This window comes from Sphingomonas sp., from assembly GCF_965227385.1.
Taxonomy (GTDB): Bacteria; Pseudomonadota; Alphaproteobacteria; order Sphingomonadales; family Sphingomonadaceae; genus Sphingomonas.
In genome coordinates this window covers 3881920-3905372 of the sequence record NZ_OZ245750.1, presented here as the reverse complement: position 1 = coordinate 3905372, position 23453 = coordinate 3881920, and the positions used below count along the sequence as shown (strand labels likewise).

At 66.2% G+C, this 23453-nt stretch carries 24 protein-coding genes; 14 read left to right on the top strand and 10 right to left on the bottom strand.

Translation table 11 applies throughout. From position 1 onward, the window contains the following. Positions 1 to 134 precede the first annotated feature (134 nt). Together ACO05N_RS19255 and moaA are read right to left on the bottom strand one after the other, a co-directional pair. Entirely contained in the window at positions 135 to 908 is a 774-nt protein-coding gene (locus ACO05N_RS19255; RefSeq protein WP_422058592.1) for an NAD kinase, read from the bottom strand. Continuing rightward, entirely contained in the window at positions 905 to 1903 is a 999-nt protein-coding gene (gene moaA, locus ACO05N_RS19250) for a GTP 3',8-cyclase MoaA (protein WP_422058591.1), read from the bottom strand. Before moaA ends, ACO05N_RS19255 begins: the two co-directional genes overlap by 4 nt. Before the next feature lie 59 nt (positions 1904 to 1962). Here moaA and ACO05N_RS19245 point away from each other — a divergent pair, with 59 nt between their 5' ends. Genes ACO05N_RS19245 through ACO05N_RS19225 form a run of 5 tightly spaced genes read left to right on the top strand, consistent with a single transcriptional unit; the run spans position 1963 to position 6211 of the window. Then, positions 1963 to 3936, top strand: coding sequence for a putative bifunctional diguanylate cyclase/phosphodiesterase (locus tag ACO05N_RS19245; protein WP_422058590.1), 1974 nt, complete (start codon positions 1963 to 1965; stop codon positions 3934 to 3936). After that, complete coding sequence (locus ACO05N_RS19240) at positions 3933 to 4388, top strand: YybH family protein (RefSeq protein WP_422058589.1); 456 nt, start codon at positions 3933 to 3935, stop codon at positions 4386 to 4388. Before ACO05N_RS19245 ends, ACO05N_RS19240 begins: the two co-directional genes overlap by 4 nt. Then, positions 4388 to 4825, top strand: coding sequence for a hypothetical protein (locus ACO05N_RS19235; protein WP_422058588.1), 438 nt, complete (start codon positions 4388 to 4390; stop codon positions 4823 to 4825). The genes ACO05N_RS19240 and ACO05N_RS19235 overlap by 1 nt, the downstream gene beginning before the upstream one ends. 16 nt (positions 4826 to 4841) lie before the next feature. Next, the gene (locus ACO05N_RS19230; protein WP_422058587.1) at positions 4842 to 5732 is read left to right on the top strand and encodes an alpha/beta fold hydrolase; all 891 of its coding nucleotides are present in this window, start codon (positions 4842 to 4844) and stop codon (positions 5730 to 5732) included. Then, the gene (locus ACO05N_RS19225) at positions 5729 to 6211 is read left to right on the top strand and encodes an FKBP-type peptidyl-prolyl cis-trans isomerase (RefSeq protein WP_422058586.1); all 483 of its coding nucleotides are present in this window, start codon (positions 5729 to 5731) and stop codon (positions 6209 to 6211) included. The genes ACO05N_RS19230 and ACO05N_RS19225 overlap by 4 nt, the downstream gene beginning before the upstream one ends. Before the next feature lie 704 nt (positions 6212 to 6915). On the opposite strand, the gene ACO05N_RS19220 is transcribed toward ACO05N_RS19225, so the two are convergent. Continuing rightward, positions 6916 to 7626, bottom strand: coding sequence for an SDR family NAD(P)-dependent oxidoreductase (locus ACO05N_RS19220; RefSeq protein ID WP_422058585.1), 711 nt, complete (start codon positions 7624 to 7626; stop codon positions 6916 to 6918). Positions 7627 to 7630: 4 nt separating this feature from the next. Continuing rightward, the gene (gene purF / locus ACO05N_RS19215) at positions 7631 to 9082 is read right to left on the bottom strand and encodes an amidophosphoribosyltransferase (RefSeq protein WP_422058584.1); all 1452 of its coding nucleotides are present in this window, start codon (positions 9080 to 9082) and stop codon (positions 7631 to 7633) included. 136 nt (positions 9083 to 9218) lie between these two features. On the opposite strand from purF, the gene ACO05N_RS19210 reads away from it, so the two are divergent. The 5 genes from ACO05N_RS19210 (at position 9219) to ACO05N_RS19190 (ending at position 15430) form a co-directional block, all read left to right on the top strand. Beyond that, positions 9219 to 9467, top strand: a complete 249-nt coding sequence (locus ACO05N_RS19210; RefSeq protein WP_422058583.1) for a DUF7218 family protein — start codon at positions 9219 to 9221, stop codon at positions 9465 to 9467. Positions 9468 to 9732: 265 nt separating this feature from the next. Next, positions 9733 to 11934, top strand: coding sequence for a catalase/peroxidase HPI (katG, locus tag ACO05N_RS19205; protein ID WP_422058582.1), 2202 nt, complete (start codon positions 9733 to 9735; stop codon positions 11932 to 11934). Between the two features lie 302 nt (positions 11935 to 12236). Then, the gene (locus tag ACO05N_RS19200) at positions 12237 to 13823 is read left to right on the top strand and encodes an FAD-dependent oxidoreductase (protein ID WP_422058581.1); all 1587 of its coding nucleotides are present in this window, start codon (positions 12237 to 12239) and stop codon (positions 13821 to 13823) included. Further along, entirely contained in the window at positions 13820 to 14962 is a 1143-nt protein-coding gene (locus ACO05N_RS19195) for a serine hydrolase domain-containing protein (RefSeq protein ID WP_422058580.1), read from the top strand. The genes ACO05N_RS19200 and ACO05N_RS19195 overlap by 4 nt, the downstream gene beginning before the upstream one ends. Positions 14963 to 15052: 90 nt before the next feature. Further along, positions 15053 to 15430, top strand: a complete 378-nt coding sequence (locus ACO05N_RS19190) for a hypothetical protein (RefSeq protein WP_422058579.1) — start codon at positions 15053 to 15055, stop codon at positions 15428 to 15430. Positions 15431 to 15507: 77 nt separating this feature from the next. Here ACO05N_RS19190 and ACO05N_RS19185 read toward each other — a convergent pair whose 3' ends face one another. Genes ACO05N_RS19185 through ACO05N_RS19175 form a run of 3 tightly spaced genes read right to left on the bottom strand, consistent with a single transcriptional unit; the run spans position 15508 to position 17989 of the window. Then, positions 15508 to 16941 carry an alpha/beta fold hydrolase gene (locus ACO05N_RS19185; RefSeq protein WP_422058578.1) on the bottom strand — a complete coding sequence of 478 codons (1434 nt, stop codon included), beginning with the start codon at positions 16939 to 16941 and terminating at the stop codon, positions 15508 to 15510. Further along, complete coding sequence (locus tag ACO05N_RS19180; RefSeq protein WP_422058577.1) at positions 16938 to 17432, bottom strand: hypothetical protein; 495 nt, start codon at positions 17430 to 17432, stop codon at positions 16938 to 16940. Before ACO05N_RS19180 ends, ACO05N_RS19185 begins: the two co-directional genes overlap by 4 nt. After that, a complete protein-coding gene (locus ACO05N_RS19175; protein WP_422058576.1) occupies positions 17429 to 17989 on the bottom strand; it encodes an RNA polymerase sigma factor in 561 nt (186 codons plus the stop codon). The genes ACO05N_RS19180 and ACO05N_RS19175 overlap by 4 nt, the downstream gene beginning before the upstream one ends. 81 nt (positions 17990 to 18070) lie before the next feature. On the opposite strand from ACO05N_RS19175, the gene hisI reads away from it, so the two are divergent. From hisI to ACO05N_RS19155, 4 genes are read left to right on the top strand one after another with little or no spacing between them, the layout of a single operon-like run. Continuing rightward, the gene (gene hisI, locus ACO05N_RS19170; RefSeq protein WP_422058575.1) at positions 18071 to 18430 is read left to right on the top strand and encodes a phosphoribosyl-AMP cyclohydrolase; all 360 of its coding nucleotides are present in this window, start codon (positions 18071 to 18073) and stop codon (positions 18428 to 18430) included. Then, positions 18427 to 18936, top strand: coding sequence for a hypothetical protein (locus ACO05N_RS19165; RefSeq protein WP_422058574.1), 510 nt, complete (start codon positions 18427 to 18429; stop codon positions 18934 to 18936). Before hisI ends, ACO05N_RS19165 begins: the two co-directional genes overlap by 4 nt. A gap of 32 nt (positions 18937 to 18968) precedes the next feature. Then, on the top strand, positions 18969 to 19400 hold the full coding sequence (locus ACO05N_RS19160) for a MerR family transcriptional regulator (RefSeq protein ID WP_422058573.1): 432 nt from the start codon (positions 18969 to 18971) through the stop codon (positions 19398 to 19400). Between the two features lie 17 nt (positions 19401 to 19417). Continuing rightward, positions 19418 to 21217 carry an acyl-CoA dehydrogenase C-terminal domain-containing protein gene (locus ACO05N_RS19155; RefSeq protein ID WP_422058572.1) on the top strand — a complete coding sequence of 600 codons (1800 nt, stop codon included), beginning with the start codon at positions 19418 to 19420 and terminating at the stop codon, positions 21215 to 21217. Between the two features lie 48 nt (positions 21218 to 21265). Here the strand turns inward: ACO05N_RS19155 and ACO05N_RS19150 are convergent, their stop codons facing one another. From ACO05N_RS19150 to ACO05N_RS19140, 3 genes are read right to left on the bottom strand one after another with little or no spacing between them, the layout of a single operon-like run. After that, the gene (locus tag ACO05N_RS19150; RefSeq protein WP_422058571.1) at positions 21266 to 21802 is read right to left on the bottom strand and encodes a hypothetical protein; all 537 of its coding nucleotides are present in this window, start codon (positions 21800 to 21802) and stop codon (positions 21266 to 21268) included. Next, complete coding sequence (locus ACO05N_RS19145; RefSeq protein ID WP_422058570.1) at positions 21802 to 22140, bottom strand: STAS-like domain-containing protein; 339 nt, start codon at positions 22138 to 22140, stop codon at positions 21802 to 21804. Before ACO05N_RS19145 ends, ACO05N_RS19150 begins: the two co-directional genes overlap by 1 nt. Further along, a complete protein-coding gene (locus tag ACO05N_RS19140; RefSeq protein WP_422058569.1) occupies positions 22130 to 23341 on the bottom strand; it encodes a hypothetical protein in 1212 nt (403 codons plus the stop codon). The genes ACO05N_RS19145 and ACO05N_RS19140 overlap by 11 nt, the downstream gene beginning before the upstream one ends. Between the last annotated feature and the right edge of the window lie 112 nt (positions 23342 to 23453).

Sequence of the window (23453 nt, the reverse complement as noted above, 5' to 3'; positions counted from 1 at the left end):
GGCAATGCAAGCGGGGAAAGGGCATTTTTGTGCGGCACCGGCTCGCTCCTCCACCCGGCCAGCCTACGTCAGTAATTTATGGGTGGCCGGGTGGGGGAGCGGGCCGGTGCCGCGTCGGCACAGCCGACCTCAAACTAAGCGATAAACTGTTCCATCGTGATCCGCTCGTCCAGCGCATGCTCGGGGTCGAACAACAGGGTCAGGTCGCGGTTGCGGTCGATCGCGATGTCGACCTGCGCCACGTCGCGCACCTCGCGCTGGTCCGCCACCGCACTCACCGGGCGCTTGCCGGGGTCGAGCACGCGCAGCGAAATCCGCGTCTTTTCGGGCAGGATCGCGCCGCGCCAGCGTCGCGGGCGGAACGGGCTGATCGGCGTCAGCGCCAGCAGCCGCGAGCCAAGCGGCAAAATCGGGCCATGTGCCGAAAGGTTGTAGGCGGTCGATCCCGCCGGCGTCGCGACCAGGATGCCGTCGCACACCAGTTCGGGCAGGACCACGCGGTCGTTCACCCGCACTTCCAGCTTGGCGGTCTGACGCGTTTCGCGCAGCAGCGACACTTCGTTGATCGCGGGGATGACATGCGTTTCCCCTTCCATGGTCGTCGCGGTCATCACCAGCGGGCTGACCTTGAACGGCCGCGCGCGCGCCAGCCGATCTTCCAGCCCCTCGGGCCGCCAGTCGTTCATCAGGAAGCCGATGGTGCCCAGGTTCATGCCGAACACCGGCACGATCCGCCGCCGCTCCAGCATCGCGTGCAGCGTCTGCAGCATGAAGCCGTCGCCGCCCAATGCGACCACCATGTCGGCCTCCTCGACCGGCACCCAGTCGCGCCCGGCGAGCAGTTCCGCCGCGGCCGTTTCGGCCGGAGTCGTCGGGGAGGCGGCGAGCGCCCGGCGCAAGATGCTCATCCGCCGGTCACGCTCATATGGCGCGCCACGGCGGGCGCGGCGCCCGGTGCGACATCGAAATCGTGCCGCGCCGGCTTGCTTGCCAGCGCGGCGTCGATCGCGGAATCGACCGCCGCCAGTCCGCCGCTGCGGATCGCGGCTTTCAAATCGACCTGATCGTCATGGCCCAGACAGGTGAACAGCTTGCCCTCCGTAGTCAGCCGCACGCGATTGCAGCTGTCGCAGAAATTGCCCGTCAGCGGGGAAATCAGGCCCAGCCGTGCGCCGCTCCCGCCTATCCGCCAGTAGCGCGCCGGCCCGCCGCTGTCATGGGCATCTCGGGACAGGTCGAATTGTGCAGACAAATCATCCAGGACGCGGGTCAGCGGCACGAAGCGATCGGCGCGATCCTCGTCGATCGCGCCGATCGGCATGGTCTCGATCAGCGTCAGGTCCATGCCCTGCGCGCTGGTCCACGCCAGCATCGCGGGAATCTCCGCATCGTTCAGCCCCTTAAGGGCGACCATGTTGATCTTGACGGTGAGGCCGGCCGCGCGCGCGGCGGCGATGCCGTCGAACACCTGGGCCAGATCGCCACGCCGGGTGATATGGCGGAAGATGGCGGGATCACGGCTGTCGAGGCTGACATTGATGCGCCGCACGCCCGCCTGCGCCAGCGCCTCCGCATGGGTCGCCAATTGCGTGCCGTTGGTGGTCAGCGTCAGCTCGTCCAGCCCGGCTCCAACGCTGCGGCCCAGCCGCCGTACCAGTTCCAGCGCGTCGCGCCGCACCAGCGGTTCGCCGCCGGTCAGCCGGATCTTGGTCACGCCGCGCGCGACGAACCGCTCCGCGATCAGCGCGATTTCCTCAAGCGACAGCACTTCGCTGCGCGGCAGGAACTGCATCTCCTCGGCCATGCAATAGCGGCAGCGCAGGTCGCAGCGATCAGTGACCGACACCCGCAGGTAACGGATCGCGCGGCCATGCCGGTCCACAAGAGGCCGATCGCTCGCCATGTAAATGGAGCTAAGCTGTTCATAGCATCCCGACAACCCTTGCGTTAGGAATGGGGGCGATGACCGACGCCGCGCCCGTTTCTGCCACACCGATGACCGGGCGCGACCGGCCGCTGTTCCTGCTGTCCTTCCGTCAGCGCGACGAGCTCGCGGCGCAGGCGGCGCGCGCGGGCTGGCGCGTGGTCGCGGCGCGGCGCGGGGAGGGGGCGGATCGCCGCTTCCTCGCCAGCGGGGCGGCGGTCGCGGTGGTCGATGCGCGCGGTTCGGTGGCCGACGGGCTGGCCGCGACCCGCGCTTTGGCAGCTGTCACCGGCGCCAGTGGCGCGGCCTTGCTCGCGCTCGTTTCGCGCGACGACACCGCCCGGCTCGGCGAATTCTACGACGCCGGCGCCACCCATTTCCTCGCCAGCCCGATGCGTGAGGTCGAGTTCGTCCAGGCGCTTCGTTTCGCCGCCCGCCACGCCCAGCGCACCGGCAGCGATGCGCCCCGGGCGACCGGGGAGCCGCTTGGCTGGCGCTACGATCCCGCGCTGCGCTCGCTGCAGGTCACGCCCGCGCTTGCCGCGATGCTGGGCCTCAGCGCGGCGCCGTCGCTGCGCACCATGCTGCGCCATGTCGAGGCGGCGGATCGCGTTGCGATGCGCGGCGCGCTGGCGCGGCTGCGCGACGGGATTCAGGCGACCGCCTTCGCGCACGACCTGCCCGGCGCGGGGCGGGTGGTCGAACATCTTCAGCGCGACGCGCGTACCGGCCGTGTCCATGCGCTGATCGAACGGCTGGGCGAGGTGGACGCCAGTGCTGTCGTCCGCGACGTCCTGACCGGCGTGCGCGACGATGTGGGGATGCGCCGCTGGCTCGCCCGCCGTCTGGACGATGCCCAGCCCGTCGGCGTCGTGCTGGTCGCGCTGGGCCGGTTCGACATGGTCAACACCGCCTATGGCCGCGACGCGGGCGATGCCGTGCTGCGCGCCGCATCGACCCGCATCGCCGATGCCGCGCGCGCGACGCTGGGGCGGCGGGCGGCGCTGGCGCGCATGGGCGGGGCCGAGTTCCTTGTGGCGACCGAGGATGCCGATGCCGAAGCGCTGGCCGCCGCGGCCAAGGCAATACAGGAGGCGCTGACCCGCCCCTTCGTGATCGGCGATGCGATCGCCCCGGTCGGCGCGCGGGTGGCGGTCGCGCAATCGCGTGCCGATGACGATCCCGCCGCACTGCTCCGCCGCGTGGGCGAAGCGCTGGCGGGTGACGACGCCGACGACCGCACCATCCCGATCGAAACGCTCGCAGTCGATCTGCGCCGCGCGATGGAGGCGGGAGAGATCGAACTGCGCCTGCAACCCCAGGTCGCGGTCGCAACCGGCGCGATCGTCGGGGTCGAGGCGCTGGCCCGCTGGCGCCACCCGCAGCATGGCGAGGTCGGCGCCGAAGCCCTGTTCGCCGCCGCCGCCCGCGCCGAGCTGGAGGTCGCGCTGTCGGAGCATGTCCAGCGCCTCGCGCTGGCACAGGCGGCGCGCTGGCCGGCATCGCTGCGCAACCTCCGCCTCTCGGTCAACGTCACCGCCGCCGATGTCGCGCGCTCGGGGTTCGCCGACCTGTTCCTCGACTGGGTCGACAGCAGCGGCTTCCCCCGCGCGCGCCTGACGGTCGAGATCACCGAAGGCGGGCTGATCGACGATCTCGGTGAAGCCTCGCGCCTGCTCAGTGAACTCCGCGCTGCCGGATGCCGCGTCGCGATCGACGATTTCGGCACCGGCTATTCCAGCCTCGCCTACCTGAAGTCGCTCCCGCTCGATTACCTCAAGGTCGATCGCAAGCTGACCCAGGACATTACCGGCAGCGCGCGCGACCGCATCGTCGTGCGCGGCGTGATCGACATGGCGCGCTCGCTCGGCCTCACGGTCATTGCCGAGGGGGTCGAAACCGCCGAACAGCTCGACCTGCTGGCAAAGGAGGGGTGCCAGTTCTATCAGGGCTATCTCTGCGCCGAGCCGCTCACCGTTCCGCAACTCGTCGCATTGATGGAGGCTCAATGATCCGCTGGCTGCTACTGTGCCTGTTTGCGCTCACCACGCTCCCTGCGGATGCCCGCGAGCGGCCCGATCCGCGCATCCAGATCGAGGCGGCGATGGACGACAGCGCCGATGGCTGGAATCGCGGCGATCTCGACGCGTTCCTCGCGGTCTATTCCGACGATCCCGGCACCAGCTTCACCGGGTCGAAGGGCGTCCAGCTTGGGCTTGGCCCAATTCGCGCGCGCTATGCGGGAAACTATCCCGATCAATTCGGCCAGGGCGAACGGCCAAAGCGCACCAGCCTCAGCTTCAGCTACCGCGAGTTTCAGCTGATTGGCACCACCCACGCGCATCTTATCGCACGCTGGACGCTGACGCCGGCGGCGGGCGGTGAGGTCAAGACCGGTATGACCTCGCTGCTGTTCCGCCGAGAGGCCAAAGGCTGGAAGATCATTGCGGACCACAGCAGCTGATGGACAATCCAAACGACGTGACCGGCGTCTGGTATGGCCGTTATTTCGCGACCGGCTGGGACGTGCCCGAAAACAGCTTCATCGCTCATCTTGAGGAATTTGGCGGCGCGATCGAAGGCGTGATCACCGAACCCGACGACACCGGCCTGTCCGACATCCGCCGCGCCTTTGTTTCCGGCACGCGCGCCAGCGACGCGCTTGATTTCGTGAAGCAATATGACCCGTCCGGTCCGCTGGCGCACAGCGTCGCCTATAGCGGCCGGATCAACGAGGATGGCACCGAAGTCACCGGCGAATGGCGCTTTTCCGGCTATCACGGCAGCTTCGTGATGAACCGCGAAATTTTCAGCGCCGAGGAACTGGACGAAGCTGCGGCGGTGGACGAAGAACTGCTGATCGAACTGGGGGACCCGGCGCCGCCCGCATGGCGCCTTTGACATGGGAGGGATTGAGATGATGAACCGCCGCGGCCTGTTCGCGACACTGGCGATGCTGCTCACCGCAGCGTTGCTCCCCACGCCAGCAACGGCAAAGGGCTTCGCGTCCGACCGCATCGCCGTGACGGTGGAGGGCAAGGGCGCCGACGTCATCCTGATCCCCGGCCTGTCGTCATCCCCCCGCGTCTGGGCGGAGATGACCGCCGCGCTGCCCGGCTATCGCTACCACAAGGTGCAGGTGCGTGGGTTTGGCGGGCTCGACAAGGGCGGGAACACCGAGGGTAACGTCGCCGCGCCGGTGGCCGAGGAAATCTCGCGCTACATCGCCGAAAACAAGCTCGGCAAGGTCGCGGTGATCGGCCATTCGATGGGCGGCACGATGGCGATGATGCTTGCCGCGCGCCACCCGGATCAGATCGGCAAGCTGATGGTCGTCGACATGCTCCCCTTCCTCGGCGCGATGTTCGGCGGGCCACAGGCAACGCCGGAGACGCTCAAGCCCATCGCCGACCAGATCATGAACGGCATGCGCAACAGCCCGCAGGACGCCTATGCCAAGCAGCTCGAAGGCACGATCGCGTCGATGGTCGCGACTGAAAGCATGCGCGCCCCCGCCCTCGACGACGCGGTGAAGTCCGACCGCGACGTCTCCGCCCGCGCTTATGGTGAGCTGATCATGACCAACCTGATGCCCGAACTGTCAAAGATCACCGCACCCACCACGGTGCTCTATGTGACGCCAAAGGGCGCCCCGGTCACCGACGCGCAGATGGACGGATTCTACCAGGCGTCCTACGCCCCGATCAAAGGCGCAAAGCTGGTGCGCGTGCCATCTTCCGCGCATTTCATCATGTGGGACAACGCGCCCTTCTTCCAGGCACAGGTCAAGGCGTTCCTCGCAGCATGAAGGCCGCCATCGCACTGGCCGCCGCGCTGATCGCGCTGCCCGCCGCCGCGCAGGACGCGCCCGACCGGTCGCAGGACGTCGCATGGCACAACCAGCAATCGCTCGCGCTGGCGCAGCGTCACGGCGGCGCAGGCTGGAACGTGACCAAGAGCGGCCTGCGCTGGCGGTTGATCGCGGGAAATGGTTCCGGCCAGCACCCCGGCCCGACCGACCGCGTGACCGTCCATTATGTCGGTAGCTTCACCGACGGCGCAGAATTCGACAGCTCGATCAAGCGCGGCCAGCCGATCACCTTCCCCCTCAACCGCGTCATCCCCGGCTGGACCGAGGGCGTCCAGCTGATGGGCGTCGGCGACAAGGTCGAATTCGCGATTCCGTCCGAGATCGCCTACGGCCCCAACGGCCGCGGCCCGATCCCGGGCGGCGCGACCTTGCTGTTCACGGTGGAACTGCTGGGGATCGAGGGGGCGGGGGAGTAACCGCCCCGCCGCCATTGTCACCCCCGGCTTGACCCGGGGCCCATCTCCCGGACCGCCAACGCAGCGCGCCGGTGCAGTGCGCCGGTCACCAACCACGTCCCCGTCATCCTGAACTTGCTTCAGGATCCACCCTTCCACCAGCGGCCCAGTCGTCTGTTGCGCGGTGGATGCTGAAACAAGTTCAGCATGACGGAAGGAGAGGGGGAGGTGGCGCGACTGTGTTTTCTGATTTAGCCCGAAAATGGGCGGCTTAACCCATGATCGAGCATCGTTTAATTGGCCGGCGTCTCCGCGAGTTCGCCTCTATTCTCGGCTACTCTGTAACAGCACCTGAGCGACCTCCCGAAGACGATCCGGAGTATGGTTTGGATCGCTACATTGAACTGCCAGATCGAGGCTTGCAATCTTGATTGATTGGGACGACGTTTGCACGTGCGTGCAGTTGTTCGGTGCTGAAAATAAACGGAGATACCGGCAATATGTTGGAAGCCTGCCCACTGAGCTAATTTTTCAGAGCTCGCGCGCCGATGTCAGGGCAGTGATGGGGGAACCAAGGGGGAGCCGGGAAGGCTCCGGACATTTTTACCCGCTCGAAGTTCGGGCTTGGATTGGTTTGAATTTGCGGGTCAGAAACTACACTTCGATTATAGTCGGGACAGCGATCACATTCGCTTGGTGTCGGTGATGCCACTACTCGGCTGAGCTCACCCCAACGCCTCAAACGCCCCCGTCTCGAAATCCGCGCCCAGCATCGCGACGATCCGCGCCGCCACCTCTTCCGGCGGCTTGACGCTCTCGGGCGCCTCGCCCGGATAGGCGCGTGCGCGCATCTTGGTCCGCGTCGCGCCCGGGTCGAGCAGCGCCACGCGCACCTTGGTCAGGTTGCGCACCTCGTCGGCATAGCTCAGCAGCAGGTTCTCGAACGCCGCTTTGGTCGCGCCATACAGGCCCCAATAGGCGCGCGGCTGACGCCCGACCTTCGACGTCACGCCGATCACGCGCCCCGCGTCCGACTTGCGCAGCAGCCCGTCGAACGCGCCGATCAGCGCCGCCTGCGCGCTGACGTTGAGTGCCAGCACCTTGGCCACTTCCTTCGGATCGAATGCCGACACCGCCGACAGCGTGCCCAGAGCGGCAGCGTTCAGCACGAGGATGTCGAGCTTGCCCCAGCGTTCCGCCACGGCGGCGGCCAGGCGCGGGATCGAATCCGTCTCGATCAGGTCCATCGGCGCGATCGTCGCCGACCCGCCCGCCGCGAAGATCGCTTCCTCGACCTCCTCCAGCCCCCCGGCGGTGCGCGCGGTCAGCACGACATGCGCGCCCTGTGCCGCCAGCGCGATCGCGGTCGCCGCGCCAATGCCGCGGCTCGCGCCGGTGACGAGCGCGACGCGCCCGGCAAGTGCCTGTTCGGTCATGGGATCAACGCTTCTCGTCGAGCAGGGCGAGCTGGCCGACCGCCTGCTCGTCATGGTCGGTCAATTGGGTCGGGTATTCGCCGGTAAAGCACGCGTCGCAATAACGCGGCAACACGTCGCCGCGCTGTGCCTCGCCCAGCGCGCGGTACAGTCCGTCGATCGACACGAACGCCAGGCTGTCGGCCTTGATGAACTTGGCCATGCCGGCGACATCATGCTGCGCGGCGAGCAGCTTGGAGCGCTCGGGCGTGTCGACGCCATAGAAACAGCTATGCGTCGTCGGCGGGCTGGCGATGCGCATATGCACCTCCGCCGCGCCGGCCTCGCGCATCATCTCGACGATCTTCAGGCTGGTCGTCCCGCGCACGATCGAATCGTCGATCAACACGACACGCTTGCCCTTGATCAGCGCGCGATTGGCATTGTGCTTGAGCTTGACCCCCAGCCGCCGCACTTCCGCGCTCGGCTGGATGAAGGTGCGACCGACATAGTGCGATCGGATGATGCCCAGCTCGAACGGAATACCCGATTGCTGGGCGTAGCCGATCGCGGCGGGGACGCCTGAATCCGGCACAGGGATCACCAGATCGGCCTCGACCGGCGATTCGATCGCCAGCTCGGCGCCGATGCCCTTGCGCACGGTATAGACCGACCGGTCCTGCGCGATCGAATCCGGGCGGCTGAAATAGACCCATTCGAAGATGCACGGGCGCGGCGCGATCGCGGTGAACGGGCGGATCGATCGCATCGCGCCGTCCTTGACGATCACCAGTTCGCCCGGCTCGACATCGCGAACATAGGTCGCACCGACCACGTCGAGCGCCACCGTCTCCGAGGCAAAGATGAAGCTGTCGCCGAGGCGACCCATCACCAGCGGACGGATGCCCAGCGGGTCGCGGCACGCGATCATGCCTTCGGGCGTCATGCAGATCAGCGAATAGGCGCCCTCGACCTGCTTCAGCGCGTCGATGAAGCGGTCGAGCAGATCCTTGTAGCCGCTGGTCGCGACCAGGTGGATGATCGTCTCGGTATCCGACGTCGACTGGAAGATCGAACCGCGCCGGATCAGCTCGCGGCGCAGGTGCATGGCGTTGGAGATATTGCCGTTGTGCGCGACGGCAAATCCGCCGCTCGCCAGCTCGGCATAGAGCGGCTGGACGTTGCGCAGCGCCGTCTCGCCCGTGGTCGAATAGCGGACATGCCCGCACGCGACATCGCCGGCCAGCGCGCGGATCACCTCGTCGCGGTCGAAATTGCCCGCGACATGGCCCATCGCGCGGTGCGTGTGGAAGTTCGCGCCGTCAAAGCTGGTGATGCCGGCGGCCTCCTGCCCGCGATGCTGGAGTGCGTGCAGGCCCAGCGCAACCAGCGCAGCCGCGCCCTCCGCACCGGAAACACCGAATACGCCGCACTCTTCGCGCAGCTTGTCGTCGTCGAATGGATGTGTGGTCAGCATCGGCCCTTCGGGGGAGTCGTTGGTCGATCCGCGGCCATATAGGGAGGCGATCCGGCTTTGTCGCCTGTTTGTCACATCAAATCCGGGATCATTGTGTTTCTCCGTAGGTTTTCTGGGGATCAGCAGGAGACGGATCATGGCCAAGGACCACGGACCCCAGATCAAGGACGACAAGCTCTACGAAGACCTGCGCAAGGACGGCGCTTCGAAAGAGAAAGCCGCGCGCATCGCCAATGCCAAGGCGGAAGGTTCGCTCGATCACAAGAGCACCCGGCTCGAGGATCGCACCAAGGAAGAGCTGTATGACGAGGCCAGGGATATCGGCATCGAAGGCCGCTCCGACATGACCAAGGACGAACTCATCGACGCGATTCGATCGCATTGATGCCGTCACCCCGGACTTGTTCCGGGGGCCACCGGGAGGCTGGCGCGAAGCAGGTGGCTCAATCGCCGCGCATGAGGCTGAGTGGACCCCGGCACGAGGCCGGGGTGACGAAGGGGCGCAATCCCTACCTCGTTCGCCCTAATCGATGACGCAACGATGACATGATCGATTTCTTCACTCGCACTGACCGGTTTATCCCGTTTCAACGCGCGCCCGCGCTCCGATAGCTTCACACCACGACAACCCACCCAAGGAGGGATTCCCGATGGACGCAAAGACCGGATCGATCGACGGCGGCGGCTGCCCCGTGCACGGCAATGGCGGCGTTCGCGCGCTGCTCGGCCGCACCAACAAGGATTGGTGGCCGGAGATGCTCGCCACCGAAATCCTCAACCCCAATGGCCCGTCCAACCCGATGGGCCCCGACTTCGATTATGCCGAGGCGTTCAAGAAGCTCGATTATGCTGCGCTCAAGACCGACCTCGTCGCCCTGATGACCGACAGCCAGCCTTGGTGGCCGGCCGATTACGGGCATTACGGCCCGTTCTTCATCCGCATGGCATGGCACGCCGCCGGCACCTATCGCACCGCCGACGGTCGCGGTGGCGCCAATAGCGGGCAGCAGCGCTTCGCCCCGCTCGACAGCTGGCCCGACAACGGCAATCTCGACAAGGCGCGCCGCCTGCTCTGGCCGATCAAGCAGAAATACGGGCAGGCGATCAGCTGGGCCGACCTGTTCATCCTCACCGGCAACGTCGCGATCGAGAGCATGGGTGGCCCGGTGTTCGGCTTCGGCGGCGGCCGCGCCGACGTCTATGAGCCCGAGCGGGACATCTATTGGGGCAGCGAAGACAAGTGGGTGAACGAAGGCGTCCAGACCCGCATCGCGCCCGAACACGGCATGCACGAACTCGAAGGCCCGCTCGCCGCGATCCAGATGGGTCTGATCTACGTCAATCCGGAAGGGCCGGGCGGCAACCCCGACCCCTTGCTCTCGGCGCGCGACATAAAGGCGACGTTCGAGCGCATGGCGATGAACCATGAGGAAACCGTCGCACTGACCGCCGGTGGCCACACCTTTGGCAAGGCGCATGGCAATGGCGACGCCTCGCTGCTCGGCAATGCGCCTGCGGGTGGCGACATCACCGCACTCGGCTTCGGCTGGGTCAGCAGCCATGAAAGCGGCGGCATCGGCGAGCATACCGTGACCAGCGGCATCGAAGGATCGTGGGTCAACACGCCGACGCAATGGTCGGAGAACTATTTCCGCCTGTTGCTCGACTATGATTACGAGCTGGTCCACTCGCCCGCCGGCGCGCAGCAGTGGCAGCCTATCAACCAGCGCGAAGAGGACATGGCCCCTGCGGCATGGGACCCGAACATCAAGGTCCCGACCATGATGACCACCGCCGACATGGCGCTCAAGATGGACCCCGAATTCCGCGCGATCAGCGAGAAGTTCCGCAACGACCATGAAGCGTTCAAGGACGCCTTCGCCCGCGCATGGTTCAAGCTGACCCATCGCGACATGGGGCCCAAGGTCCGCTACCTCGGCCCGGAAGTGCCTTCCGAAGACCTGATCTGGCAGGACCCGATCCCCGCCGGCACCATGCCGAGCGACGCGGAGGTCGCGTCGGTGAAGGTGGCAATTGCAAATAGCGGCCTGACCGTCAGCCAGCTGATCAAGACCGCCTGGGCATCGGCCAGCACCTATCGCAAGTCCGACCATCGCGGCGGCGCCAACGGCGCGCGCATCCGCTTCGCGCCGCAAAAGGACTGGGAGGTCAACGAGCCGGAGATGCTGGCCAAGGTGCTGAGCACCCTCGACGGGCTGCGCGGCAACCTGTCGATGGCCGACGCGATCGTGCTCGGCGGCGTGGTGGGCCTGGAGAAGGCGATCAAGGACGCGGGCCACAGCGTCCCGGTCCCGTTCACCGGCGGCCGTGGTGATGCGACCGAGGAACAGACCGACGCCGACAGCTTCGCCGTGATGGAGCCGGAGGCCGACGCCTTCCGCAACTATCTCGGCAAGAAGAAGCTGGCGGTAAAGACCGAGGAAATGATGCTCGACCGCGCATCGCTGCTCGGCCTCTCGGTCCCCGAACTGGTCGTGCTGATCGGCGGCCTGCGCGTGCTCGGCGCCAACCATGGCGAGCGTGGCCATGGCCACTTCACCAAGCGCTCGGGCCAGCTGACCAACGACTTCTTCGTCAACCTGCTCGGCATGACCAATGTCTGGAAGGCCGCCGAAGGATCGGACGATCAGGAATTCATCGCGACCGACCGCAAGGGCGGCCACGAAACCTGGCGCGCGACCCGCGCCGACCTGATCTTCGGCTCCAACTCCGAACTGCGCGCGGTTGCCGAAGTCTATGCCGAGAACGGCCATGAGGAGAAGTTCGTGAAGGACTTCGTCGCGGCCTGGACCAAGGTGATGAACGCCGACCGCTTCGACCTGAAGGCGTAACGCCAAACCCTTCTTCCCCCCTCCCGCTTGCGGGAGGGGCCGGGGGAGGGCCTGTCCCCTCACGAGACGGCCGCGCCGGGACACCCCGCCGCGGCCATTTTCGTTCATGCCGCCGCCTCACAGCCCATCGTCACCCCGGCCTTGTGCCGGGGTCCACTTCGCCACAGGCGCATCGATCGAGCCTCAAGTCCCGAGCTTGCCTCCCGGTGGACGCCGGTACAAGGCCGGGGTCACGAGTTGGGCCGAAACGTCCGGCGCAGCCTCCGGTTGGCTTCACCAAAAGCCGCCCCTAAAGTCCCCCCATGGAATCGATCGGCGGCGACCTGAACACGATGGCCCCCCGGCCATTCCCTGGCCCGCAGCTGGACGCCATCCGCGCCATCGCCACCACCCGCCACTACCGACAGGGCGAGAACGTCCTCGATGCCGGCGCCCCCCAGGACCGGTTTGTGCTGGTCGAGGAAGGCGAGATCGAGGTCGCAGACCCGGTCACCGGCGAACGTATCCACGCTTCTACCCTGCGTCCCGGTCAATTCATGGGCGAGCTTGCCTTTCTCAACGGCGGCCCGCTCACGCTGACCATGCGCGCCAGCGTCCCTACGCGCACGCTGGAAGTGCCGCGCCCCGACATGCTCCGGCTGATGAGCGCGGTCCCCGAAATCGGCGACCATATCCTCACCGTCTTCTCCGCGCGCCGCCGCCGCATCTTCGAGGCGGGCGACAGCAGCCTGGTCGTGCGCGGAGCCGATCGCGACCCCGCCGTCGCGCGCGTCGCCAGCTTCCTCCACCGCAACCGCATCCCGTTCCATGAGGAGGCGGAGGGCCCGCCGCAGGTCAGCTGGTCGGGCCATCCGATCCCCGATCCCACGCCGCGCGCGGTCGCGGGTCAACTCGGCCTCGACCTCACCGCCAGCTCGACCGAGCCGTTCGACCTGCTGATCGTCGGCGCCGGGCCCGCCGGGGTCGCCGCCGCCGTCTATGCCGGGTCGGAAGGGCTGCGCGCTTTGGTGATCGAGGATTGCGCCATCGGTGGTCAGGCCGGCACCAGCTCGCGCATCGAAAATTACATGGGCTTCCCCACTGGAATTTCCGGCGCGGACCTGACGTTTCGCGGACAGGTTCAGGCGATGAAGTTCGGCACCTGCTTCGCGATGCCGCGCCGGGTCGAGGCACTCGCCCGCCGCGACGAGGGCTTCTGCGCAATGCTCGACGGGGGCGAGGAGCTGTGCGCCCGCGCGGTGCTCGTCGCCACCGGCGTGCAATATCGCCGCCTGCCGCTCGACCGGCTCGAAGCGTTCGAAGGGGCCGGCATCTATTACGCCGCGACCGAGATGGAGGCGCGCCTCTGCGCCCAGACCGAGGCGGTGGTGGTCGGCGGCGGCAACAGCGCAGGACAGGCGGCGATGTATCTCTCGCGCGTCGCCAAACGCGTCCATGTCATCGTGCGCAGCAATAGCCTTGCCGCCACGATGAGCGCCTATCTCCGCGAGCGCCTCGAGGCCGACCCGCGCATCACCATCCACACCAACAGCCAGCTCGAATGCCTCGACGGCGACGCGCATCTCGAGCGCGTCACCTTCTCCCGCCCCTCGGGCAGCATGAGTGTCGATTGCCGCGCCCTCTTCATCATGATCGGCGCCGCACCCAACACCGACTGGCTGTCGGGACTGGTCGAACTCGACCGGCACGGCTTCGTTCGCACCGGGCGGGACGTCGGCGGATCGTCGAGCTATGCCACCTCCTGCCCCGGCATCTTCGCGGTGGGCGACGTCCGCTCAGGATCGGTCAAGCGCGTCGCGAGCAGCGTCGGCGAAGGCTCGGTCGTCGTCAGCGCAATCTGGACCCATGTCAACGCGCCCCCGCCGCGCAATATCGAGGGAAATCCATGAGCCGCATCCTCCGTCTTGGCCTTGGCGCGCTGCTCGCCGCCGCGGCCGTCCCCGCCATGGCCGCCCCGCACCGCATCGACACCGCCGCACGCGCGGCGATGGCCCAGACCGGCGCGCGCGGGCTGGCGATCGCGCTGGTCGAGCGCGGCCGCGTCACCCATGTCGCCGCCTTTGGCGCGCGCGACGCGTCGGGCCGGCCGCTGACGGTCGACACCGTGATGTATGGCGCCTCGCTGACCAAGGCGGTGTTCGGCTATTTCAACGCCCAGCTGGCGGACCAGCGCCGGCTGGACCTCGACCGGCCGATCGCCGCGCTGCTGCCGCAACCGATCCCGGCCTATGGCAATGTGCCCGGATCGGGCCAGTGGGGCGACCTTGCGAACGATCCACGCTGGAGCGCGATCACGCCGCGCATGACGCTGACCCATTCGACCGGCTTTGCCAATTTCGCCTTCCTCGAGCCCGATCGCCGCCTGCGCATCCATTTCACGCCGGGCACGCGCTATGCCTATTCGGGAGAAGGGCTGATGCTGCTTCAGTTCGGGCTCGAACGCGGCCTCGGCCTCGATGTCGAGGCGGAGTTGCAGAAGCGCTTCTTCGCGCCGCTCGGCATGACGCGCACCAGCCTGAAATGGCAGGAGCGCTTCGCCGCCAACCTCGCCGATGGCTGGGACGAAAGCGGCGCGGCCCACCCGCACGATCAGCGCAGCCGCGTGCGCGTCGCCGGATCGATGGACACGACCATCGCCGACATGGCGCGGATGGCGGCGGCGATGGTGCGCGGCTACGGCCTCTCCAAAGCGGGGCATGCCCGCTTCAGCCAGGGAACGTTGCCGATCACCACGCGCCAGCAATTCCCCACCCTGCTGCCCGAAGCGCCGCCCGCCGAACGCCCCGCCGCCAAGGCCGCGCTCGGCGTGATCGCATTTCGCGGACCGCAGGGGACGGGATGGTTCAAGGGCGGCCATGACGACATCACCGCCAATACCCTGGTCTGCCTCCGGCGCGGCCGGCGCTGCGTGCTGATCCTGTCGAACGACGTCCGCGCCGAACGCGCCTTTCCCACCCTGGTCCGCGCCGCGCTGGGCGAGACCGGCGTGCCCTATCGCTGGGAATATCCGGGGCTGCCCAGTTATTGAGGCGAGTTGATCGTCCTCCGGTACCGCGCCGCTGTGCCGGATCAAGTCGTACCCGAAATGCCGGCGTAAACTGCCCCACTATCGTTGACTGTGCAGGACATCGCCCGCAACGTCAGCGCGATGAACACAGGCAAGGCATATCAGTGGACGGGGCTCGGGCGCTGGCTCGCCTTTGCGACCGCTGCCGCGATGATGCTCTTCTCAATTCCTCTGATCGTGACAAACGTGGCGGCGGGCGGATGGAACGTCTTTCTTGGTCTTCTGCTGTTCGGTGTGATTGCATCGGGCAACCGCCATGCGCCGATGGTCGCCTATGTGCTTTCGATCCTCCTCGCCCTTCGCGCCGTCATTGCGGTCCTGCTCGAAGCGGACTTCATTGGAGCTGCGATTGAGGGCATATTCTGCGCCGTCACCGCCGTTGCAGCGAGCCAGTTGGATCACCAAAAGGCGGCTGCTGACCGGACCTGACGCCGGTCGCGCCCGGTCGCCGGGCCAAAGCCGCGTCGTCACCCGGGTGCCCGTGCCGGGCTCCACTCCAGCCACCGTCACCGCTGAAACCCAATCTCCCGCACTCGCACCCGCTGCGTCGGCACCGCCCGACCCGCAACAAAACCTCGCAACACCGGCTGGAGCATGGGATCGCCGAACAGGTCGAACTGGTGCGCGGCATTCTCGACGACGACGACCTGCGCATGCGACAGCCCCCGCGCGATCTCCCGCGCATTCTCCACCGGCGTGCGCGCGTCGAGGTCGCCGACCAGGATCAGCGTCGGCACCGCGCTGCGCACCGGCTTGCGATAGGCCGCGCCCAGATCGACGGCCGGCCAGGCATCGCGCAGCCCCATCAGCGGGAAGTTGATCGCATTGCCCAGCAAAGCGGTGCGCGCCTCCCGCTCGATCCGCCGCAGCCGCGCCGGGCTGGCGTAGGAGGCGAGGTCCATCATGTACTTCATCCCCGACCCCAGCCGCCACTGGCTGCGCGCCGCCAGCGCCACCGCACCCATGCGCCTAAAATCGCCCGCCGCCATCTTGCGATAGGCGGCGGGCAGGGTGGCGAGCGTTCGCGGATCGCCCAGCGTCTGCGCGGTCAGCCACTGCACGTCGAACGCCCCGATGGTGACGCGCCGAGACACACCGTCCGGCCCCGCCATCTCCACCGTCACCGGCGCGCGCCGCAACCGCGCGATCACCGTCCGCATCGTGTCGGGCAGTTCCGGCACTCCCGCCCGCTCGGCGATGCGCGCAATCACCGCATCGGTCAGCGCGGGCAGCTTGTAAGTGTGATCGGGGCCTTCGGGGCTGACCAGGATCAGTCGCGCGATGCTGTCCGGATGCCGCCGCAGCGTCGCCAGCGCGAGGTGCGATCCATAGCTGCGCCCCCACACATGCATCGTCGCATAGCTGAACGCGGCGCGCACCGCGTCGACATCGTCGGCATTCTCGACGCTGGTATAGGATGCCAGCCGCACCCCGCGCGCGGCGAACCGCCGCGCCGCCGCGCGCGCCGCATCCGCCATCACCGGCAACCACAGGGCAGGGGAGCCCTCAGCTTCCAGCGGCAGCGGTGTGCGCTCGGGCAGGGCGAGGTTCGGCCGCGACCGCCCACTCCCGCGCTGGTCGAATGCGATCACGTCCCCGCCCATCAGGTCGAGCAATGCCGCCGCGCGCGCGCCGGAAAGGCCGCTCAGCAATCCGGTCCCGGAATCGCCCGGTCCCCCCGCCAGCACCATGTTGACGATCCGGCTCGGCGCGCCCGCCCAACGCAGCCGCATCACCGCCAGCTCGATCACCCCCTCCGGCACCGCGCCATCGCGGCGCTCGGGGACGCGGAGAAAACCGCGCTCGACCGCCATCGCGCGCCCGTCCGGCGCCACCAGTCGCTCGGCCTGCGCCTCACCCAGTTGCGGCGCGATCGGCGCGGCACTGGCGGCGGTGGCGCTGGCCAGCAGCGCCAGCCCGGTCAGCAGGATGCGGATCATCGCGCGCCCTCCGCCAGTTGCGTCTCCAGCGCCCGCCGCTTTGCGGTCAGCGTCGCGAGTCGCCGCCGCGCCCGGCTGAGCACCACCAGCGCGGCCCCGATCATCGCCACGCCCATCGCCGCTGCGACGAACCCGACGGGCATCCCCGATCCGATCCCGATCGCCAGTGCCCCCAGCGAGAACACCGATGTGAATGCGACCGCCATCCACCCCGCGACGACTTGCTGGCGCGCATACAGCACGCGGCGCTGGGTCAGCACCCACAGCGCATAGCCGGTCCACCCCATCCCGATCAGCGACAGCACCGCAAGTGCGGCGCGCGTGCGCAGTGGCAGGTCGGGCTCGGTGATGAACAGCGACAGCGTGACCACCGTCCCGCCGAGCGCCGCCGCCAGCAACAGTGCGTGGGCGACACGGGGGCGGGGGGACAGTTCGGCGCTGAGGATCCGGACCTCGGGGGCCGCAGCATCCATCTGGGGGGCAAGGCTCATTGGGCATCTCCATGCAGCTCAAGCGCGCGCCGCAACTGCTTGCGGGCGCGGTACAGCCGTGACTTGACGGTCCCGGTCGGGATCGAGAGCGCGGTGGCGACCTCGTCGATCGCCAGTTCCTCCAGGTAAAACAGCGTCAGGATCTCGCGTTCGACCGGGGCCAGCCGTGCCAGCCCGCGCTCGACCGCCGCGCCATCGAACGTCGCCTCGCCGTCATCGGCCTCGGCGATGTCATCCTCGGCGGGCAGCGGCATCGCGGCGCGGTATTTGCGGCGCAGCTGGTCGGCAAAGGCGCGATGGGCGACGCCGAACAGCCACGACCGGAACCGGCTCGTGTCCTCGATCCGCCCGATCCCGCGCACCACGCGCAACCAGATGTCCTGCGTCAGTTCGGCGGCGGCATCCGCGTCGCCGGTGACGCGCCGGGCATAGCCGCTCACCGGCCCGGCCCACCGCCGCACCAGCGCATCGAACGCGTCGCGCTCGCCCAGCTGGCAGCGCACGACCAGCAGCTCGTCCGCGATCGCCCCCGCTTGTTCCCTGCCATCCGGCCGCATCGATCACCTCATGCTTTCCCTCGTAGTCGGTGGACGGCAAAAAAGGTTCATCGGAATGGCATCGGGCGCTAACACCGCGGCATGACCGACCCCCGCGATTCCACGCTCGAGCTGAACCCGAACTATGACGCCAACGGGCTGATCACCGCCGTCGCCACCCATGCCGCGACCGGCGAGCTGCTGATGCTCGCGCACATGAACGCCGATGCGCTGGCAAAGACGCTCGATACCGGCGAGGCGTGGTTCTGGTCGCGCAGTCGCCAGCGGCTGTGGAAAAAGGGCGAAAGCAGCGGCCATGTCCTGCGCGTGGTCGAGGCGCGGATCGATTGCGACCAGGACGCGCTGTGGCTCAAGGTCGACCCCGCCGGCCCCGCCTGCCACACCGGCGAACCGAGCTGCTTCTTCCGCCGGATCGAGGGCGGCAGGCTGGTGCGCGGGTGAGGGAAGGGGGCGTTCTCTCCGCCGCGCTGTTGCTCGCCGCCTGCTCGGGCAGCGCGCCGCAGCCCGGCGCGTCGCCGACGCCGCCCAGCCTGGAGGCCGCCGCGATCGAACGCGGCCTCGTCCGCGATCCCAAGGCGAGCGACGTCACCGGCCTCTACGCCCGCGACACCGACCGGCTGTGCGTCGTGCCCGACGGCACTGCCTATCGCGTCGGCGCGTTCGTCGATTATGGCGACAAGGTCAGCTGCACCGGCCGCGGCACCGCCGCCCGCTCCGGCTCCACCCTCGCGATCGAGTTCAAGGGGCGGAACGGCGAGACCTGCAGCTTCGACGCGAAGTTCGACGGCGACCGCATCACCTTCCCCGCCACCGTTCCCGATTCCTGCGCCAAACTCTGCGGCCCCCGCGCCTCCTTCGCCGCACTCGAAGTCGAACGGCTGAGCGAATCCGCCGCCGAAGCCGAAGCTCTCCGCAGCGCCGAAGGAACGCGTCTCTGCGGTAGTTGACGTTAACGTCAACCACGACTAAATTCGCCCGCATGGCAACGAAACTGAAAGCCGTCGCCAGCTTCGCACCGATCGAAGCGCGGCCGGACAAGGAGAGCTTCTCGATCTCGGACCTGTGCGCCGAGTTCGAGGTGACTGCGCGCGCGCTGCGCTTCTACGAGGATGAAGGGCTGATCAGCCCCGAACGCCGCGGGCTCCAGCGCATCTACTCGCACCGCGACCGCGCCCGGCTCGCCTGGATCCTGCGCGGCAAGCGCGTCGGCTTCAGCCTGGCCGAGATCCGCGAGATGATCGACCTCTACGACGTCGGCGACGAACGCCGCACCCAGCATCAGGTCACGCTCGACAAATGCCGCGCGCGCATCGAGCTGCTGGAACGGCAAAAGGTCGATATCGACGCCGCCATTGCCGAACTCGACGATTTCATCGCGGTCCTCGAAGGCCGCGCCGCACCCATCAAATAAGAACAGGAACGAGAGAGATGCCCCGCTACAATCCCCCCGTCCGCGACACCCGTTTCGTCCTCGACCGCGTGCTCAAGATCGACCGCTACGCCGACCTCCCCGGTTTCGCCAACGCGACCCCCGACACCGTCACCGCGGTGCTGGAAGAGGGCGGCAAGTTCGTCGCCGAAGTCCTCTTCCCGATCAACCATAGCGGCGACCAGCAGGGCTGTACCCGCCACGCCGACGGCGGCGTCACCACGCCGGACGGCTTCAAGGAAGCCTACACCCAGTTCGTCGAATCCGGCTGGGGCACCCTCAGCGCGCCCGAACAGTTCGGCGGCCAGGGCATGCCCCACGTCGTCTCCACCGCGTTCCAGGAATATATGATCAGCGCCAACATGGCCTTTGCCATGTATCCCGGCCTCACCCACGGCGCGATCGAGGCGCTGCTCGCCAAGGGCAGCCCCGAGCAGCAGGAGAAATACGTCCCCCGCATGGTCAGCGGCGAATGGGGCGGCACGATGAACCTGACCGAACCGCATTGCGGCACCGATCTCGGCCTTATCAAGACCCGCGCCACCCCCAATGCCGACGGCAGCTGGTCGATCACGGGGACGAAGATCTTCATCTCCTCCGGCGAGCATGACCTCACCAGCAACATCATCCACCTCGTCCTCGCCAAGACGCCGGGCGCGCCGGAGAGCAGCAAGGGCATCAGCCTGTTCGTCGTCCCCAAATTCATGGTCAACGACGACGGCAAGCTCGGCGACCGCAACGCCGTCTCGTGCGGCTCGATCGAGCACAAGATGGGCATCCACGCCAACTCGACCTGCGTCATGAACTATGACGGCGCGACCGGCTGGCTCGTTGGCGAAGAGATGAAGGGCCTCGCCGCCATGTTCATCATGATGAACGCGGCCCGCCTCGGCGTCGGCCTGCAAGGCCTCGGCATCGGCGAAGTCGCGTACCAGAACGCCGTCCAATACGCCCACGACCGGCGTCAGGGCCGCGCGCTCACCGGCCCCGCCGAGCCACAGGAAAAGGCCGACACCCTCTTCGTCCACCCCGATGTCCGCCGCATGCTGATGGAGGCCAAGGCGATGACCGAAGGGCTGCGCGCCCTGTGCCTGTGGGGCGGCCTTCAGGTCGACCTGTCGCACAAGGCGGCGAGCGAGGAGGAGCGTCAGCTCGCCGACGACCTGATCGGCCTGCTCACCCCCGTGATCAAGGGCGTCGGCACCGACGCCGGCTACCGCATCGCGACCGACAGCCAGCAGGTCTATGGCGGCCATGGCTACATCGCCGAATGGGGCATGGAGCAGTACGTCCGCGATGCCCGCATCGCGATGATCTATGAAGGCACCAACGGCGTGCAGGCGATGGACCTGGTCGGCCGCAAGCTCGCCCAGAATGGCGGCCGCGCGGTCCAGACCCTGTTCCGCATCGTCGCCGAAGAGGTCGCCGTCGCCAAGGCCAAGCCCGAACTGACCCACCTCGCCGAAGCCCTCGAAAAGGCCAATGGCCAGCTTCAGGCCGCGACGATGTGGTTCATGGCCAACGGCATGAAGGACCCCAACCAGGTCGGCGCCGGCGCCTATTCGTACATGGAGCTGATGGGCACCGTCGCGATCGGCCTGATGTGGCTCCGCATGGCCGACGCCGCCGTCGCGGCACTGGCCGAAGGCGACGACGACAAGGCGTTCTACGAAGCCAAGCTGGTCACTGCCCGCTTCTACGCCGACCGCATCATGCCCAACGCCGGCGCGCTCCGCCGCAAGATCGAAAGCGGCGCGGAGACGATCATGGCGCTGCCGGTGGAGGCGTTTGGGGTTTGAGGGGAGGGGGCAATCTTACATGCCGACTTCAACGATGGCTGCGGATTGCTACCCACTCAACCTTTCTCCGTATGGAGTGGTCCAATAGTTTAGAAAGCGCGACATAGGATCACGTTCAACTGCTCTGCGAAGTTCAGCATGCCTCAAATCTAGCAGTTTGGCTCCGAGTTCCGCGCCGGCTGCCGCGATCAGGCGAAAATGCTTCACATCGGCTTCTGCATTCACTGATCCGAATGATCCGCCCGTAAGAAGCATTATAAAGTTGTCGAAAGAGCTCTCCAGCTGTGTGAGCTCTTTCGATAGCTCGCTGCTTGAATTTCCGATCAAGCTCGGTAGCGCAAACCTTAACGACCTGTCGGACATCCAAACTTTGGCTTCCGATATCGGTGTTCTGCGCGGCGCTGGAAGCGGAAAATAATCCGCTGCAGATTTAACTGCATCTTCGATCAATTTTCTTGTCGTTTCAAACGAACTAGTAACTAGCTCTCGATTTGCCCGAACCTTATCGGCTCGTAAATTGATCGCGATCGAAACGAGCGAAGCGATGAACGCTGGAGTGATTAATGTCCAGAGAAACGCGCTCATTAATGTGAACGCTTCTCAGCTTCTTCGGCGTGCCTCCATCCAATTCGATCGTATACTTTCAACGCAGGGTCACGAACCTCGATCTCAATCGCTCTCCGTAACTTCTCCACGGTCCAACCTGCTCGGATCAATCCGCCCATCACCTCCTCCCAGAAGGAGGATGGCAATCCGTCCACGCCATCAAGAACCAGCGTCACCTTTCCAGCCTTATCCAATGCGGGCACGAGGAGGTCTTCCCGAAAAACTTGACCGGATTCCGGCCCGTCTTCTCTATACCTCCCGAAAGGCGTCTCGCTGAAATCGGTCGCAATGCGGATAACGACGGGGTCAGTTTCCAACGTTGACCTCCCATTGAATGAGTGTGCCGCAGAATGGAGCATTGAAGTTCCGCCTCGAAATTTGCGCGCCAGGCCGATAGGTGATTTCGCCACCCCCGCTCATGATCCTTAAAAACCCTGAATTGGTCGTTTCGATCCAATTTGCCATCTCAGCCAGTCCCTTACCTCGACCGGCTTGGCCAGTTGATGTTCGACCATATTGCAGCGCCGCAGAAATTAGCCCTGCAGGCGTTCCCTCGGGGTCGATCGCTTTCAAAAGCTTTGGCCAATGTGTCTGTTTCGGCAAGGTTGCTGGAATCCCGGCACCCTGATCATATAACTGCAGACCAACGGTTTTGCTAGTGGGTGCCCAGAAACCTGAGGCCCACCATCGCCTTGAGGGACGGTACGGCCAAGTACGAAACCATTCTGGATAGGCGTGGGATACGTTTGCCAGCGCTTCCGCGATAGCTGCGTACACGGTTGGGTTTGGCCCCATGGAATGGCCGGCCAAGGCTTGCATCTCCTGAATCAAGGCTCTTGCGTCACGCCCTTGAGAGGTTCTGCCCGACCGAAACTTAAGTGTTTGGCGCTGAGGGTCGGGCGATTGCTTTACAGAAATTTCCTCTGGATCAATTTTCAATAGGTCAAAAAGGCCGGCTTCAAGAAAATAGGACCTGACTTCTTCCGCCCAGAGATGGTCATGAACAGTTGGAGGTTTGCCCAAATATTGAGAATACCGGTGCACCTCCGCAGCGAGAACGAGTCCGGCTCCGGCTCCGATTCTTTCCATGGCGGCAAAGTCGGCATAAGCCTTTCTCATTACCCCGTCAGAGCATCGGTGGCTTCGACGTTCAGCAAACAGTCTCTTAAAATCGAGTATAAATGCGAGAGTTTCTTCATAATTTTCCGAAAATGACAGGTTCTCTGGAGGCGTAAATGCGAAGTACCCATCATATCGGTAGTTATCGATAACTATGGTGGGGAGGCGGCTGCGCTCTGCATGAAACAGCGCTTTTGCTTGGGCCGTTTTTCCGACATTGAAGGCGACGCTAGGGCGCCGAAGGCGCCGACGAGCGCGCCTTGCATTCAAGCGTAGCAGTTTGATCTTCTGAGACGAACTTAGCTTTTTCAAGTTTGGATTATCCCTGTCACTTGACACTGCCTCGCGAAAATCACGCCAGATGGCAAGAACCTTCGGATTAGACATAACATTCAACATCGCCGCCCCTCACAATGCGCCTAAAAGTTCCATATAGGTTACAAAATATGGAATATAACACCCTATGTGGCTCGCGCTGCGAATTGGAACAAAAATAGAACTTTCCTACAGC